General features: G+C 63.7%; 17 protein-coding genes. 8 read left to right on the top strand and 9 right to left on the bottom strand.

Annotated elements, in window-relative coordinates:
• Nucleotides 1-8: 8 nt before the first annotated feature.
• Nucleotides 9-1097: a non-hydrolyzing UDP-N-acetylglucosamine 2-epimerase gene (gene wecB, locus LOZ74_RS17855; RefSeq protein WP_230293956.1), complete on the top strand. Its 1089-nt coding sequence runs from the start codon at nucleotides 9-11 to the stop codon at nucleotides 1095-1097.
• On the opposite strand, the gene LOZ74_RS17860 is transcribed toward wecB, so the two are convergent.
• A complete protein-coding gene (locus LOZ74_RS17860; protein ID WP_230292309.1) occupies nucleotides 1094-2722 on the bottom strand; it encodes a cisplatin damage response ATP-dependent DNA ligase in 1629 nt (542 codons plus the stop codon). The two genes, wecB and LOZ74_RS17860, sit on opposite strands and share 4 nt — an antisense overlap.
• A 12-nt stretch (nucleotides 2723-2734) precedes the next feature.
• Nucleotides 2735-3736, bottom strand: coding sequence for a ligase-associated DNA damage response exonuclease (locus tag LOZ74_RS17865; protein ID WP_230292310.1), 1002 nt, complete (start codon nucleotides 3734-3736; stop codon nucleotides 2735-2737).
• A 112-nt stretch (nucleotides 3737-3848) separates the two neighbouring features.
• Here LOZ74_RS17865 and dnaQ point away from each other — a divergent pair, with 112 nt between their 5' ends.
• From dnaQ to LOZ74_RS17895, 6 genes are all read left to right on the top strand, one after another.
• Nucleotides 3849-4565: a DNA polymerase III subunit epsilon gene (dnaQ, locus tag LOZ74_RS17870; RefSeq protein ID WP_230292311.1), complete on the top strand. Its 717-nt coding sequence runs from the start codon at nucleotides 3849-3851 to the stop codon at nucleotides 4563-4565.
• A gap of 68 nt (nucleotides 4566-4633) precedes the next feature.
• Nucleotides 4634-5218: a ribosome hibernation-promoting factor, HPF/YfiA family gene (gene hpf / locus LOZ74_RS17875; RefSeq protein WP_230292312.1), complete on the top strand. Its 585-nt coding sequence runs from the start codon at nucleotides 4634-4636 to the stop codon at nucleotides 5216-5218.
• Between the two features lie 242 nt (nucleotides 5219-5460).
• Nucleotides 5461-5922, top strand: coding sequence for a PTS sugar transporter subunit IIA (locus LOZ74_RS17880; protein WP_230292313.1), 462 nt, complete (start codon nucleotides 5461-5463; stop codon nucleotides 5920-5922).
• On the top strand, nucleotides 5912-6403 hold the full coding sequence (locus LOZ74_RS17885) for a PaaI family thioesterase (RefSeq protein ID WP_230279559.1): 492 nt from the start codon (nucleotides 5912-5914) through the stop codon (nucleotides 6401-6403). The genes LOZ74_RS17880 and LOZ74_RS17885 overlap by 11 nt, the downstream gene beginning before the upstream one ends.
• Nucleotides 6404-6407: 4 nt before the next feature.
• The gene (locus LOZ74_RS17890; RefSeq protein ID WP_230292314.1) at nucleotides 6408-6731 is read left to right on the top strand and encodes a DUF1491 family protein; all 324 of its coding nucleotides are present in this window, start codon (nucleotides 6408-6410) and stop codon (nucleotides 6729-6731) included.
• A 225-nt stretch (nucleotides 6732-6956) separates the two neighbouring features.
• Nucleotides 6957-7628 carry a cell wall hydrolase gene (locus LOZ74_RS17895; RefSeq protein WP_230292315.1) on the top strand — a complete coding sequence of 224 codons (672 nt, stop codon included), beginning with the start codon at nucleotides 6957-6959 and terminating at the stop codon, nucleotides 7626-7628.
• Nucleotides 7629-7755: 127 nt separating this feature from the next.
• Here the strand turns inward: LOZ74_RS17895 and xth are convergent, their stop codons facing one another.
• From xth to LOZ74_RS17910, 3 genes are all read right to left on the bottom strand, one after another.
• Entirely contained in the window at nucleotides 7756-8532 is a 777-nt protein-coding gene (xth, locus tag LOZ74_RS17900; RefSeq protein ID WP_230292316.1) for an exodeoxyribonuclease III, read from the bottom strand.
• Nucleotides 8533-8545: 13 nt separating this feature from the next.
• On the bottom strand, nucleotides 8546-8878 hold the full coding sequence (erpA, locus tag LOZ74_RS17905) for an iron-sulfur cluster insertion protein ErpA (RefSeq protein ID WP_230292317.1): 333 nt from the start codon (nucleotides 8876-8878) through the stop codon (nucleotides 8546-8548).
• A 71-nt stretch (nucleotides 8879-8949) separates the two neighbouring features.
• Nucleotides 8950-9381: a CBS domain-containing protein gene (locus tag LOZ74_RS17910; RefSeq protein ID WP_230279554.1), complete on the bottom strand. Its 432-nt coding sequence runs from the start codon at nucleotides 9379-9381 to the stop codon at nucleotides 8950-8952.
• Between the two features lie 155 nt (nucleotides 9382-9536).
• Between LOZ74_RS17910 and LOZ74_RS17915 the strand changes: the two genes are divergently transcribed.
• Complete coding sequence (locus LOZ74_RS17915) at nucleotides 9537-9857, top strand: hypothetical protein (RefSeq protein WP_230292318.1); 321 nt, start codon at nucleotides 9537-9539, stop codon at nucleotides 9855-9857.
• A gap of 14 nt (nucleotides 9858-9871) precedes the next feature.
• On the opposite strand, the gene LOZ74_RS17920 is transcribed toward LOZ74_RS17915, so the two are convergent.
• From LOZ74_RS17920 to LOZ74_RS17935, 4 genes are read right to left on the bottom strand one after another with little or no spacing between them, the layout of a single operon-like run.
• Complete coding sequence (locus tag LOZ74_RS17920; RefSeq protein ID WP_230292319.1) at nucleotides 9872-10291, bottom strand: ferredoxin; 420 nt, start codon at nucleotides 10289-10291, stop codon at nucleotides 9872-9874.
• A 4-nt stretch (nucleotides 10292-10295) separates the two neighbouring features.
• A complete protein-coding gene (locus tag LOZ74_RS17925) occupies nucleotides 10296-11177 on the bottom strand; it encodes a DUF2497 domain-containing protein (RefSeq protein WP_230292320.1) in 882 nt (293 codons plus the stop codon).
• A gap of 19 nt (nucleotides 11178-11196) precedes the next feature.
• A complete protein-coding gene (locus tag LOZ74_RS17930) occupies nucleotides 11197-12678 on the bottom strand; it encodes a TolC family outer membrane protein (protein WP_370638852.1) in 1482 nt (493 codons plus the stop codon).
• Nucleotides 12678-13379, bottom strand: a complete 702-nt coding sequence (locus tag LOZ74_RS17935) for a protein-L-isoaspartate O-methyltransferase (RefSeq protein WP_230292321.1) — start codon at nucleotides 13377-13379, stop codon at nucleotides 12678-12680. The genes LOZ74_RS17930 and LOZ74_RS17935 overlap by 1 nt, the downstream gene beginning before the upstream one ends.
• Nucleotides 13380-13529: the final 150 nt, after the last annotated feature.

Here is a 13529-nt window from a genome sequence, read left to right on the forward strand (position 1 = left end):
CCTTGTCCGTGCTGGTTGTTGCCGGAACCCGTCCGGAGATCATCAAACTTGTCCCCGTGATGCAGGCACTGGCTGCGGGCGGGGTCGTGTCGCCGCGCTTTTGCCACAGCGGGCAGCATCAAAATCTGGGCCGCAGCGTGCTGGATGCCGCGCAGATTGCGCCGGACGAGCAGCTTTTGCGCCCCGATGTGGTCGATCTGGGCGCGCTTCTGGCCGGTTTGACCACCTCGATCGGCACCGCGCTGGACCGGCAATGCCCGCGCGCGGTGGTGGTGCAGGGCGATACGGCCACGGCGCTGGCGGGTGCGCTGGCGGCGTTTCACCGCCAGATTCCTGTCGCCCATGTCGAGGCAGGCTTACGATCCGGCCAGATCGACCGGCCATGGCCCGAGGAAGCCTATCGCCGGATGATATCGCGGCTCGCGCGCTGGCATTTCGCGCCGACCGCCGCAGCGAAACTGGCGCTGCTGAACGAAGGGGTATCGCCCGCCCATGTCGAGCAAGTCGGCAATACGGTGATCGATGCCCTGCATTGGGCACTGGGGCGGCTGGATGCGGACGACACGCTGGGGGCGGAAGCCGTGCCAGTCATCGCGCGTGCGGGCAAACGGCCGATCGTGCTCGCCACCGTTCACCGGCGCGAACATGGCGAGGGCGATTTGCGCGCCATTGCCGAAGGGCTGCGCGCGCTGGCTGCGCGCGAGAAGGTCGAACTGGTCCTCCCGCTACATCCCAGAGAAGAAAACGCGGTACTGCGCGACATGCTTGGGCGTGTGCCGCATGTGCGGATCGTCGAGCCGCTGGGCTATTTCGCTTTCCTGCGGCTGATGCGTGCCGCGCGGCTGATCGTTTCGGATAGCGGCGGTGTGCAGGAAGAGGCGACCGCCATGGGCCGCCCGATGCTGGTGCTACGGGCAGAGACCGAGCGACCCGAAGCCTTGCAGGCGGGCACCGCCACGCTGGTAGGGGCCGATCCCGGATTGATGCTGGCCAGGGCGCAAGACGCATTGGCCGCCCCGATGCCCGAACCCAGCACAGTGTTCGGCGATGGAAGGGCGGCGCAACGGATCGCAGCGCGGCTGGCGCGCGATCTCTAGTCCCTGATCAGCGCTTTCAGGGTCTCGATCCGGTCGGCCTCATGCGCAGGCTTGTCGCGGCGGATGCGGTGGATGCGCGGGAAACGCATCGCAAGCCCCGATTTATGCCGTTTGCTGGCATGAACCGAATCAAAGGCGACTTCGAGCACCAGCGATTTATCCGTCTCTCGCACCGGGCCAAAGCGGTTCACCGTGTGCTGGCGGACATGCCGGTCGAGCCATTTCAGCTCCTCGTCGGTAAAGCCGAAATAGGCTTTGCCCACCGGCAGCAATTCGGCGCCTCCACTGTTGCCCTGATCTTCGGGATCGCCGTTCCAGCAGCCGAATGTGAAATCGGAGTAAAAGCTGGACCGTTTGCCGCTGCCGCGCTGGGCATACATCAACACGCAGTCTATCAGCAGCGGATCGCGCTTCCACTTGTACCACAGCCCCGACCGGCGGCCTGCGACATAGGGCGAATCGCGCTTTTTCAGCATGATGCCCTCGATCGCATCATCACGCGATCTATCACGCAAATCGGAAAGTGTAGCGAAATCCGCTGCTTGAATCACGGATGACAGATCAAATCTAGCATCATCCAGCCGATTCATGAGAGATTCCAGCGCAGCCCTTCGCTGGCTCCAGCCTAGTTCGCGCAAATCCTGATCATCGGCCAGCAACACATCGTAAAGCCTGACGAATGCGGGATATTCGCGCTGCATTCGGGCCGACACGGTCTTGCGGCCCAGCCTTTGCTGAAGCGCATTGAAACTCGCCGCGCCGCCTTCTTCGCCGCCCTGATGGGTGCCGCGGACTAGCAATTCGCCGTCGAGCACGGCGGGGAAGGGCAATGCGTCCGCTATTTCGGGGAATGTGTCTGAAATATCGTCGCCAGAGCGCGAATAAACACGGGTTTTTCCGGCCGTGTGCACCACTTGCACGCGGATGCCGTCCCATTTCCATTCGGCGGCATAATCCGCCAGATCGACTTCGCGGTCTTCCAGCGGATGGGCCAGCATGAACGGCCGGAACAGCGGGACAAGGTCGAGGCGCGGCGGATCGGCGCCGTCGGCGGCCCATGCGAACAACGCGGCATAGGGCGCGTCGACCCCGTGCCAATATTCCTCCACATCCTCCACCGCGACATCGAACGCTTGTGCAAAGGCGGTTTTCGCCAGCCGCGCCGACACGCCGATCCGCATCGCCCCCGTCGCCAGCTTGATCAGCGCATAGCGCCCGTTCGCGTCCAGCCGGTCGAGGAGGCGCGGCAGCTCCACCGCCACATTCGCGCGGGTCATCCCGCGAAGCAGCGCGACGGTGCGGTCCAGCGACGGCGCGGCTTCGGGGGCCATGGCGGGTTCGGCCCCACTGGCGGGTTCGGGCCATAGCAGGCTGGCCGTTTCCGCCGTGTCGCCCACGTAATCGCGCGACAGGGCATACAGCACCGGATCGACTCGCTCGGTCAGCAGATTGCGGATGGTCGCGGGTTTTACGGCTGGAAAATCCAGCTCTCCGGTCAAGGCCGCCAGCGCCCATCCGCGATCGGGATCGGGCGTATCGCGCAGGTAGGTGGCAATCAGCTCAAGCTTGCGATTGCGCGATCCGGTATAGGTCAGCCGGTCGAGGAGGGCAGCGAAAGCCTGCATCAGTCCTCCCCCCTAGTCATCTTCGTCCTCATACCCGACCAGAGCCAGCGCCCGCGCGCGGCGTTGATGCAACTGGCACCAGCGCAGCAGCGCTTCCTCCCGCCCGTGGGTGATCCAGCTTTCCTGCGGGTTCACTTCCGCGATCGTGGCGGTCAGCTCGTCCCAGTCGGCATGGTCGGAAATGATCAGCGGCAGTTCGACATTGCGTTGGCGCGCCCGCTGGCGAACGCGCATCCAGCCCGATGCCATCGCCGTGACAGGATCGGGCAGGCGGCGGCTCCACCGGTCGTTCAGCGCCGATGGTGGGCAGACCACAATGGCACCGCGCATCTCGTCCTTGTCGGCCGCGGTCGCAGGGCGCAGTTCGCCCAGCGCAATGCCGTGATCCTCATACAGCGCGCACATTTTTTCCAGCGCGCCATGCAGATAGATCGGATCGTGATGGCCCAGCCGCCGCAGTTCCGCGATCACGCGCTGCGCCTTGCCCAGCGCATAGGCCCCGACGGCGACGCATCGGTCGGGCGCGGCGGCCAGCGCATCGGTCAGCTTGGCAATCTCTTCCTCGATCGGCGGATGGCGGAAAACCGGCAGGCCAAAGGTCGCCTCTGTCACAAAGATGTCGCAGGGCACCACTTCGAACGGCGGGCATGTCGGGTCCGGGCGGCGCTTGTAATCGCCGGTGATCACGACCCGCTCCCCCGCATGTTGCAGCAGGATCTGTGCGCTGCCCAGCACATGGCCGGCCGGATGCCAGCTGGCAGTGACGCCGCCGCCCAGATCCACGGATTCGCGTAAGGGCACGGCGATTCCTTCTGCCGCGACTCCATAGCGCAGCCCCATGATCGCCAGAGTCTCTGAAGTGGCGAAAACGCGGCCATGCCCGCCGCGCGCGTGATCGGCGTGGCCATGGGTGACCAATGCGCGATCGACCGCGCGGGCCGGATCGACCCATGCGTCGCAGGGAATCACATGGATTCCATGCGGTTCGGCGCGGATCCAGCCGAAATCACGCATAAGCGCAAGTAAGTGTCGCAGGCGGCATGACGGTAAAATGCGCCGCGGCAAAGCTTCGTTCCTGATGCCGGTTATGCTTGCCTATAGGCTGCGTCGGGCGCATAAAATGCCCATGCGCGAGATTGTCTTCGATACCGAGACGACCGGCCTCGACCCGCGTAACGGCGACCGTCTTGTCGAGATCGGCTGCATCGAAATGATAAACCGCGTGGCCACGGGAAACGTGTTCCACGCCTATTTCAACCCCGACCGGTCTATGCCGTCCGAGGCCGAGGCCGTGCATGGCCTGTCCGAGGCTTTTCTGGCCGACAAGCAGCGTTTCCACGAGCGTGTGGACGAATTGCTCGAATTTATCGGCGATGCGCCGCTGGTCGCGCATAATGCGGGTTTCGACTTCGGCTTTCTGAATGCCGAGCTGGAATTTTGCGAGCGCATGGCCGTGTCGATGGACCGCATGGTCGATACGGTCGCCATCGCGCGGCGCAAGCATCCCGGGGCAAAGCTGTCGCTGGACGCCTTGTGCACCCGCTATGGCATCGACCGTTCGCACCGTACCAAGCATGGCGCGCTGCTCGACGCCGAATTGCTGGCGCAGCTGTATGTCGAGCTGACGGGCGGGCGGCAGATCGGGCTGGAGCTGGCGGCAGAGGCGGCAGTGCCGGTCGCACGGGCCGCCGCAGCGCCGGTGCAGGTCGACCGGCCTTTCCGCGAACCGCGCCCGCATTTTGCAAGCGAGGACGAATTGGCCGCACATTCGGCCTTTATTGCGACACTGACCGACCCCATCTGGGATATGGGCGTCGCCCAGCCTCTGAACAGGAGGCGCTGAGCGGCGACCCGAATGGCGGCAAGCCCCCCGCCACGATACGGGGCGAGAATAAGACGAAGGAGTAGTCGATGGATATTCGCGTTTCCGGTCACCAGGTCGAAACCGGTGCAGCCCTTCAGGAACACGCCTCGGAACGGCTTACGGGAATCGTCGAAAAATATTTCAATCGAGCGCTTTCATCGCAGGTCACATTAGGGCGGGGACCGCATGAAAGCTTTACCGCCGACATCGTGACCCATGTGATGCAGGGCCTGATCGTAAAGGGCCATGGCGAGGCGCAGGAAGCGCATCAGGCTGTCGATCAGGCTGTGACCAAGATCGAAAAGCAGTTGCGCCGGTATAAAAGGCGTCTGAAAGACCGGCACGAACAGGCCGATCACGCCATTCGCGAAGAAGTCGCGGCCTATACGGTCTTTGCCGGTCCCGAACCGGAAACGGGCGACGAAGAAGTCGAAGCGAGCGATGCGCCCGCGATTGTCGCCGAAACGCGCACCGATATTCCCGAAACATCAGTATCCGATGCGGTGATGATGCTGGATCTGCGCGATACGCCCGCGTTATTCTTTAAAAATGCTGGCACTGGACGGCATAATATGGTCTATCGCCGCTCCGACGGGACGATCGGATGGGTTGAACCCAACGCAACCAGCTGATTTCGGGACATAGTCGCACCCGGATCGGGAATTTCCGGCCCCCCTGCCGATTCTGCTCTTGCGCGGCGGGCTTAGCATTTTGCCAAGCCTTTTGTGCGATGGAGCCGCCGACGCAGGGGGCTTTGCCCTTTAATGGCACCCTTCGCGACGGGTCTGCATTGCAGGCCGCCGCCCGGCCAGATACGGGCATTCGGAACTGGGATGGTCCCGCATGGGGCCGCAGAAATGATGATACCGAAACGATGACATCGCTATTCGTACTCGATCCCGCAGCTGTCGGTAGCTGCGATGCAGAGGACAAGCAGGGCGTGCTGGAAGCGCTGGCCCAGCGCTTTGCCGCTGTGTACGGGCTCGACCAGTCCTCGGTCCTGGAAGCTTTGGAAGAGCGGGAAAAGCTGGGCAGCACCGGTTTCGGGCGCGGCACCGCGATCCCGCATGCCCGGCTGGATGCGCTGTCGCAGCCGGTATGCGTCTTCATGCGACTTGCGACGCCGGTTTCGTTCGATTCTGCCGATGGCATGCCGGTCGAACTGGTGTTCGGCCTGCTGTCGCCCGAAAAAGCGGGGGCGATGCATCTGCATGCCCTGGCCGCGATCAGCCGCACGATGCGCGACGATCGCATGCGCGACCGGCTGATCGAAGCCCCGGGCGACGAAGCGGTCTATGCGCTTCTTGCCAATGTGTCCGAGCGGGATGCTGCCTGACGGTTCGGGCGATGGCGCGGCGCTGCACTGGCGCGCGCTGGAGCGGCTTTACGCCTCGGCTCCGATCAATCGCACCTTCCGTTCGACCCTTTCGATCGAGCGGGAGGGTGCCGCGACGATCCTGTTCGACATCGACGAAAGCGTGTTCCATGCCGCCGGCGCGGCGCATGGCACGATCTATTTCAAGATGCTGGACGATGCCGCGTTCTATGCGGCCAATACGCTGATCAGCGACCGGTTCCTGCTGACGACATCGTTCAACCTGCAATTCCTGCGCCCGATCAAGGGCGGGCAGATCCGTGCCGAGGGGCGCTGGATCAGCGGCCGCCGCCGCGTGCTGGTGGCGGAATCGCGGCTGCTGGACGAAGAGGGCGAGGAAGTGGGCCGCGGAACGGGCACTTTCATGCGGTCGCAGATCCCGCTTTCGGGCCTGCCGGGATATCGCATGGCCGAATCGACCGGCCCCGATTCGGGCGAATAGGGCGATGAATGCCCGTTTGCCCGCCCATATCGAGGTTTCGGGCATTGTAAGATCCGTAAATAATGCCGGCGGTTTCGCAACAATCCTGCACAAGGGAGAGCGCGACGCGGGCACCATATTGATCGCAACGCGCCACCAGCACGACAATTTATGTCTTTATGAACGGATGCCCGATCTGGACGGTAACCGGAAATGGACCAAAACGCGCGAAGAACCCATTGAAAAAGAACGGGAATTTTCTGACTATCTAAGCAAGCGTGGCAATCAGGACACGGATTGCTGGATTATCGATGTCGAAATCGCACAGGCGGAACGTTTTATCCCTTAATCGGGAACCCGCGGGTTGACACATTCTCGCCACAAACACAGATAGCGCCCGCAACGGACGGGCGTAGGCAGTCATGGCGTGCATATCGGCACCGCATGGCAAGCGCGCAGACGGGGAACGACCGGCAAGGGTCTTTCCGGCAGGCCAGATAAACGCATCCCCCGGGGTGCAGGCCCGCCGAAACCTTGCGACAGGCGCGTTCACCGCATTCGATCGACGTAATTAATGGGCCGTAAGGTTAAAGGCGCCAGCGCGCTGTCGCTGGCTGTCATGGCAGGAATCGCTCTCTTCGGATTTGAGGGCACGAGTGCTTACGCTGAAATGGGCGATTATGTTCCCGTGGAAGCGATCGAAAGCGTGGCGGAATCCGTCACCACCCAGCAGGACGATCAGCCCGCACCCAGTTTCGTTTCGCAGCCGGTCGTGCAGACGATCCCCGAAACGCCAGAGGTCGAGACGCAGGCTGCCGTGCCGATGGCTGCCAATCTTGGCGACTATCTGGCGGGCCTTCCCACGCCCGAGGGCCTCGACAAGCAGCTGAACTGTCTTGCCGGTGCGATCTATCACGAATCAAAGGGCGAACCGCTGTCGGGTCAGCTGGCCGTGGCCCGCGTAATCGTGGCGCGCGCCGAATCGCCGAAATTCCCGTCGAGCTATTGCGGCGTGGTCTATCAGCGGCACCAGTTCAGCTTTGTTCGCGGCAAATCGATGCCCGCGATCAACAGGTCGAGCCGCGCATGGCAGCGCGCCAAGAAGCTGGCGCTGATTGCCGATGAGAATGGCTGGGAAAGCGAGGCCGAGGGCGCCCTGTATTTCCATGCCAATTATGTCCGTCCGCGCTGGAGCCGGAAGATGACCCGTCTGGCGCAGATCGATAACCATATCTTCTATCGCTGATCGCGGCTGAATCCGCGCAGCACAGTTCCCCCGCACCGGCCTGTCCCCCCAAAGGGCCGGATGCGCAAAGGGCCACCGGCCAGTCCCCCCTATCGTGGCCGGTGGCCCTTTCTCGTTTACCGGAAGATCAATCGCGCAATTCGACCCATACAGGGGTATGATCGCTGGCCTTTTCGCGCCCGCGATAGCTCTTGTCGACGCCGCTGGCGACCAGGCGGTCGGCCAGTTCGGGCGACAGCAGTGCGTGATCGATGCGGAAACCGTGGTCGCGCTGCCACGCGCCGGCCTGATAATCCCAAAAGGTCCAGATGCCGCCGCGCGGGTGGTGCAGGTCGATCGCATCGGTCCAGCCATCATTGATCAGCCGGAAAAACGCATCGCGCGATTCGGGCTGCATCAGCGCGTCGCTCGCCATCGCCTGCGGTGACCAGACATCCTTGTCTTCGGGGATCACATTGTAATCGCCGAACACGATGCTGGGAATTTCATCCGCGCGCAGTTCGGCCATGCGGTTGCGTAGCCGCTCCATCCACGCCAGCTTGTAATCGAATTTCGGTCCGGGCACCGGATTGCCGTTGGGCAGATAGATGCACACGATCCGCACGCCCCTGTAATCCGCTTCCAAATAGCGGGAATGCGTATCCTCGTCGTCTCCCGGCAGGCCGCGCAGCACTTCGGTCGTGGGTTCGTCGCCGCGCGACAGGATCGCCACGCCGTTGAAGCCCTTTTGCCCGTGCCAGATGGGGGTGTATCCCACCTTCTCGAACTCATGCGCGGGAAAGGTTTCGTCGCTGGATTTGATTTCCTGCAGACAGGCAATGTCGGGCTGCGTTTCTTCAAGCCATTCGAGCAGGCGGGGCAGGCGTGCCTTGACCCCGTTGATGTTGAAGCTGGCGATCTTCATGCGGAACCGGCGATCAGACGGCGAAGCTGGAACCGCAGCCGCATCCGGCCGCCGCGTTCGGATTTTCGACCTTGAACGCCGCGCCGCCCAGCGATTCGACGTAATCCACCACGCTGCCCCGCACGAGATCGAGGCTGATCGTATCGACCGCCAATGTCACCCCGTCCGTTTCGACCGAGACATCGTCCGCCTCTATCGCATCGGTCAGGCCGAAACGATATTGAAAGCCCGAACAGCCGCCCCCTTCGACGGCAAGGCGCAGGATCGCAGGCTTGCCCTGTTTGCGGGCAATCAGATCGACACGCTTGGCGGCGGCGGGGCTTAGCTGGATCGGCTGTTCTTCCATGCCCTACAGATAGGGCGCACCACCGCGCGCGGCAAGCCATGCGCGGCGGCGACCATGACCGCAATGCGATGTCAGGCGCTGCGGATATAGGCGCGCATGTCCTGCGCTTCCTGTTCGATCTGGTCGATGCGGGCTTTCACCAGATCGCCGATCGAGATGAAATCGACCATGCGGCCCTGATCGACCACGGGCAAATGGCGAATCCGCCGCCGCGTCATCAATGCCAGCGCATCGAGTTCGGACATTTCCGAATCGACCGTGACCGGCGGTGATGTCATCGCCGTGCTGACGGGGGCAGAGAGCGAATCGGCTCCCATTTCATCCAGACAGCGGATGACGTCGCGTTCGGAGAATATCCCCTGCACCGTGCCCATTTCGTCGATCACCGGCATCGCCCCGATCCTGCGGCCGCGCAACAGGGCGACGGCTTCGGCAACCGTATGGTCCGCGCGGCAACTGACGATGCCCGCGTCGCGATGGGCGATGATCTGCTTGATGCTCATAGGCTTTCCTTCCCCGGTTAAACAGACGGGGACCAGCCGGTTCGCGCGGGATCTGAATGCCCCGCTTGTGATGCGTTGGGCCGATCCGACGAAGCCATAATGCCATTGATCGGTCCCGCTTGCCAGCACGCGTTGCAATCGCCATCTAACGGCGCATGACTGGCCGTTCCCCGCTCGACGATCCGCATAACGCGCAATTCGCATGGGCCCGCTATAAGCGGATGATGAAATTCATGCTGGCGCTGACGCTGACCACCATCGTGCTGGTGCTGGGCTGGCTGACGGCGGAAAACGGGTTGCTGTCGATCCATTTCTATATCGCGTGGACGCTGGGCATCGGTTTCATGATGATGCTGGTCGCCGCGCTGATGGGGTTGGTGTTCCTGTCGAACGGCACGGGCCACGATGCGGCGATCGACGACCGCATGGGGGACGAGGCAAAGGATTTCTGGAGCGACGATCCCGAACGGCGTTAGTTCCGCCCCTTTGGCTATGCCGGCTGCTCGTCGGCGGGATAAAGGCGATAGTCTTCGACCGGCACGCCGCCGACCAGATGTTCCTGAATGATCCGTTCCAGCACCGGCGGCTTGCAACCCCAGTACCAGACAGCTTCGGGATAGACGACCGCCAGCGGCCCCGCGGCACAGACGCGCAGGCAATTGGCCTTGCTGCGCATGATGCCGCCCTTGCGATCGAGCCCCAGTTCGGCCAGCCGCTTTTTCAGATAGTCCCAGCTTTCCAGACCGGCCTTCATCGGGCAGCATTTCGGCTTGGTCTGGTCGGCGCACAGGAAGATATGCCGCGTAAACGGCGCGCCGCCGCCAATCGCGGATAGCGTGGCCCTGGCTTGCGGTACGGCGACATGCGGGCGGACGGTTAGTTCCGGGTCCGCATCATCCGCATGATCCATAGGGTCAGAGGCGTCCGGTGATCCGGGCAATTTCACGCTCGACAATTTTCTCGACCAGACCCGGCATGTTGTCGTCCAGCCATTGCTTGAGCATCGGGCGCATCATCTCGCGCACCATATCCTCCAGCGGATTGGCGGGGGCAGGGGCGGCAACCTGGCCGGTCGACGTGCTCGCCGCCTCTTGCAAGGCGGAAAAACGGTTGCGCAGCGCATCGGCGGCGGCCCCCGCGATCAATCCTTCGGCGGCGGTTTGCGGGGCGGGTTCCGGCTCGGGGTTGGGCTCGGGCGCCGGTTCCGGTTCGACTGCGGCGAGATCGAGCGGTTCTTCATGGTCCGCCACGTCCACGGGGGCAGCGTAACTGTCGCTGTCGTCGCCACTGTCGCCGTCATCATCCCCGTCATCATCCTCGCCGACGGGCGGAAATGCCTCTTCGACATAGGGCGTATAGGCGTCGTCGTCCGGCTCGCTGTCCGTTTCGGGCAGTTCGGCCACGGTTTCGGGCGCATGCAGCACGATCGGTGCGGGTTCGGGTTCTGTAGCCGGGTGTTCCGGCGGACCGGGTTCTGTCGTCTCGGGCTCATCGACCTCGAACGCGTCGCTGTCGAGGCTGCGCAGGTCGAAGACGTCGGTGCGCCCTTCGTCCTCCGCTTCCTCTGGCAGATCGGCGGGCGGCGCTTCGTTCCCGCGCGCGCCAAAGGGCGAATGGCGCTGGAACGCATAGGGCGAGAAGCTGGCGGGCCGTTCGGGCACGGGCTGTCCATTCTCGCGCGCGGCGTCGCGCGCGAAAGTGTCAGCCGAGCGCCGCGGCCCGTCTTCCCGCGAAATTACCTGCTTGATCGATCGCAGAATATCTTCGACCGATGCCTCGCCGTCCTTCTGCGCCATGCCATGATCCCCGTCGCGTTTAGTCCGCGGGGATTGTCGCGTCTTGAGCGGGCGTGTCAACGGTACGTGTGGCTTCGGCCACAGGATCCGGTTCGAATCGCCAGTCGAAGATCGAATCGTCGACCGATTCGTAATAGACCGAGGGATCGTAAAGCGGCCGTCCGACATCGAGGTTGAGGTCGTCCGCCTCTGCCATGCCCATCGCGGCCAGAACCGCGAAACCGGCGACATAGGCATTGCGGCGGGCAGTCACCAGCTGCACCTCTGCCGACAGCAATTCGCGTTCGGCATCCAGAATGTCGAGGATGGTGCGGTTGCCGACCGTGTTCTCGGCCCGCACGCCTTCCAGCGAAAGCTGCGCGGCGGATACGGCGGCGCTGGCCGATTCGATCACCTCGTTCGAGGCGCGCCACGCGGTATAGGCGCTGCGCACCTGCGCGATTACGTCGCGTTCGATGGCAATCTCAGTCTCGAACGCCGAGGATGCGCGTGCCTGTGCCTGCCGTTCCTGCGCGGCGGGGCGGCCGCCCTGAAAGATCGGCACACTCAGCCGTGCGCCCGCCTGTGCCGAGGTTTCGCTCTGCGCGAAATCGGCACCGATGATGCCATTGCCCAGCGTGCCCATATAATCGGTGTAATCGCCGCCGGTGAACAGCGAGACGCGCGGCAGGCGCCCTGATCCGGCCACTTCGATATCGTAACGCGCCGCCTGGCTGCGTTCGCGCGCGGCGATCAGGTCGGGATTGTTTTCCAGCGCCACGGCGACGGCCCCTTGCGGATCCGAAGGCAGACCCGGCAGCGGGGGCGGCGCTTCCAGCGCGTCGGGCGTGTCGCCGATCAGCTGGATGTAGCGTTCGCGGCTGCCGATCAGGTTCGCCTGCGCCGTGGTCAGATCGCTGCGCGCGATGGCAAGGCGCGATTCGGACTGGGCGACATCGGTGCGGGTCAGATCGCCGATTTCAAACCGGTCGCTGGTCGCTTCGAGGTTGACGCCCAGCGCGTCGACATTCTGCAGGTTGAGCCGCACAACGGCTTCGTCGCGGATCACGTCCATATAGGCGGCGACGACCTGGCTGAACACCGACGCCTCTGTCGCGCGCAGGTCGGCGCGGCCTGCCTGAACGCGGGTCTTGGCGGCGCGCACCGAATTCTTGACTGCCCCGCCCGAATAGATCGGCACGCTCAGCTCTACGCTGGAATACAATATGCGATCGGGGGCCGAGAGCGAGTTTTCGCCCTGTTTCAGATTTTCCGAATATTGTCCCTGCAAGCCGATATCGGGCAAGCCATCGGCCTTCTGGATCGGCACATTCTCATCAATCGCGCGCAAATCGGACCGCGCGGCGAGCAGGGTGGGGTTGGTGTTATAGGCACTGGCCAGCGCGCCGCGCAGCGTGTCCGCATGCGCAGCCGACGGCAGCAACGCGCCTGCCAGCATCGATCCGGCCGCACAGGCAAGCAGTGCGCCCTTCAAAACCGTAACCCCTCCCTTGGATGGCATCAGAAACTCCAGCCTTTCTCTTCCTTGAATTCCGCCAGCACGGGCATGCCCGTTTCCGCCAGCGGTTGCAGCGCCACCGGCGCATTGCTCTCGCCCGAGGCCTTGCGGCCGATGGCAAGGCGGGTCACCCCGCGCGATACCAGACCGGTGACCACGCGGCCCCCGTTGGCAAGCTGGCCGGCAATCGCCTTGGGCAAAGCCTCGACCGCGCCGTCGATGAGGATCAGGTCATAGGGACCGTTTTTCTTGTAACCCGCCGTCAGCGCACCCTTGTGCCAGTCACCCGCCTTTGCACCTTCGGCGCCCGACAGCCGCGCATCGCTTTCCACCACGTCGAGCGAAGCGACCATCGGTGCCAGCAGCGCGGCGAGATAGCCGGTTCCGCCGCCGATCAGCAGCGCCTTGTCCGTTCCGGCGGGGCGGGCGGTTTGCAACAGGATCGCCTGCGCGAAGGGAGCCGATAGCGCGCGTCCTTCGCCCAGGGGGACCGAGCGGTCCATATAGGCGATGTCGCGCTGGTCGGCGGAGACATAGTGTTCGCGCGCGGTGCTGCCCATCGCGGCCAGCACCTTGGGATCGGTGATTCCGCTGGGGCGCAACTGGCTGTCGATCATCGCCTTTCGAGCGATTGCGAAAGTGTCGCCCGCTGCGGGCTGCTCGGGCTGGGTGGTCGCGGCACTGGCCATGGGAAGTTCTCTCACGCGGATCGCGCCCGTCTTTCGGGCCGGGAATGGGTGATATGCGGCGCGAGAGGCCCATTCACGATGAACTGCCTGCGCCAACGGCGCTGCTCTAGTGCATTGCGGCATGATCGCCAAGAGGCGCGAGCGGCATGACGGGCGGACCGGTTC

The organism is Croceicoccus sp. Ery5 (assembly GCF_020985325.1).
Taxonomy (GTDB): Bacteria; Pseudomonadota; Alphaproteobacteria; order Sphingomonadales; family Sphingomonadaceae; genus Croceicoccus.

Coding starts and splice junctions, on each gene's coding strand:
- LOZ74_RS17880 (WP_230292313.1), top strand. CDS start 5,461: ATGACATCGCTATTCGTACTCGATCCCGCAGCTGTCGGTAGCTGCGAT.
- hpf (WP_230292312.1), top strand. CDS start 4,634: ATGGATATTCGCGTTTCCGGTCACCAGGTCGAAACCGGTGCAGCCCTT.
- LOZ74_RS17860 (WP_230292309.1), bottom strand. CDS start 2,722: ATGCAGGCTTTCGCTGCCCTCCTCGACCGGCTGACCTATACCGGATCG.
- LOZ74_RS17895 (WP_230292315.1), top strand. CDS start 6,957: ATGGGCCGTAAGGTTAAAGGCGCCAGCGCGCTGTCGCTGGCTGTCATG.
- LOZ74_RS17915 (WP_230292318.1), top strand. CDS start 9,537: ATGACTGGCCGTTCCCCGCTCGACGATCCGCATAACGCGCAATTCGCA.
- xth (WP_230292316.1), bottom strand. CDS start 8,532: ATGAAGATCGCCAGCTTCAACATCAACGGGGTCAAGGCACGCCTGCCC.
- LOZ74_RS17920 (WP_230292319.1), bottom strand. CDS start 10,291: ATGGATCATGCGGATGATGCGGACCCGGAACTAACCGTCCGCCCGCAT.
- erpA (WP_230292317.1), bottom strand. CDS start 8,878: ATGGAAGAACAGCCGATCCAGCTAAGCCCCGCCGCCGCCAAGCGTGTC.
- LOZ74_RS17890 (WP_230292314.1), top strand. CDS start 6,408: ATGAATGCCCGTTTGCCCGCCCATATCGAGGTTTCGGGCATTGTAAGA.
- LOZ74_RS17885 (WP_230279559.1), top strand. CDS start 5,912: ATGCTGCCTGACGGTTCGGGCGATGGCGCGGCGCTGCACTGGCGCGCG.
- LOZ74_RS17925 (WP_230292320.1), bottom strand. CDS start 11,177: ATGGCGCAGAAGGACGGCGAGGCATCGGTCGAAGATATTCTGCGATCG.
- LOZ74_RS17865 (WP_230292310.1), bottom strand. CDS start 3,736: ATGCGTGATTTCGGCTGGATCCGCGCCGAACCGCATGGAATCCATGTG.
- dnaQ (WP_230292311.1), top strand. CDS start 3,849: ATGCGCGAGATTGTCTTCGATACCGAGACGACCGGCCTCGACCCGCGT.
- LOZ74_RS17930 (WP_370638852.1), bottom strand. CDS start 12,678: ATGCCATCCAAGGGAGGGGTTACGGTTTTGAAGGGCGCACTGCTTGCC.
- LOZ74_RS17910 (WP_230279554.1), bottom strand. CDS start 9,381: ATGAGCATCAAGCAGATCATCGCCCATCGCGACGCGGGCATCGTCAGT.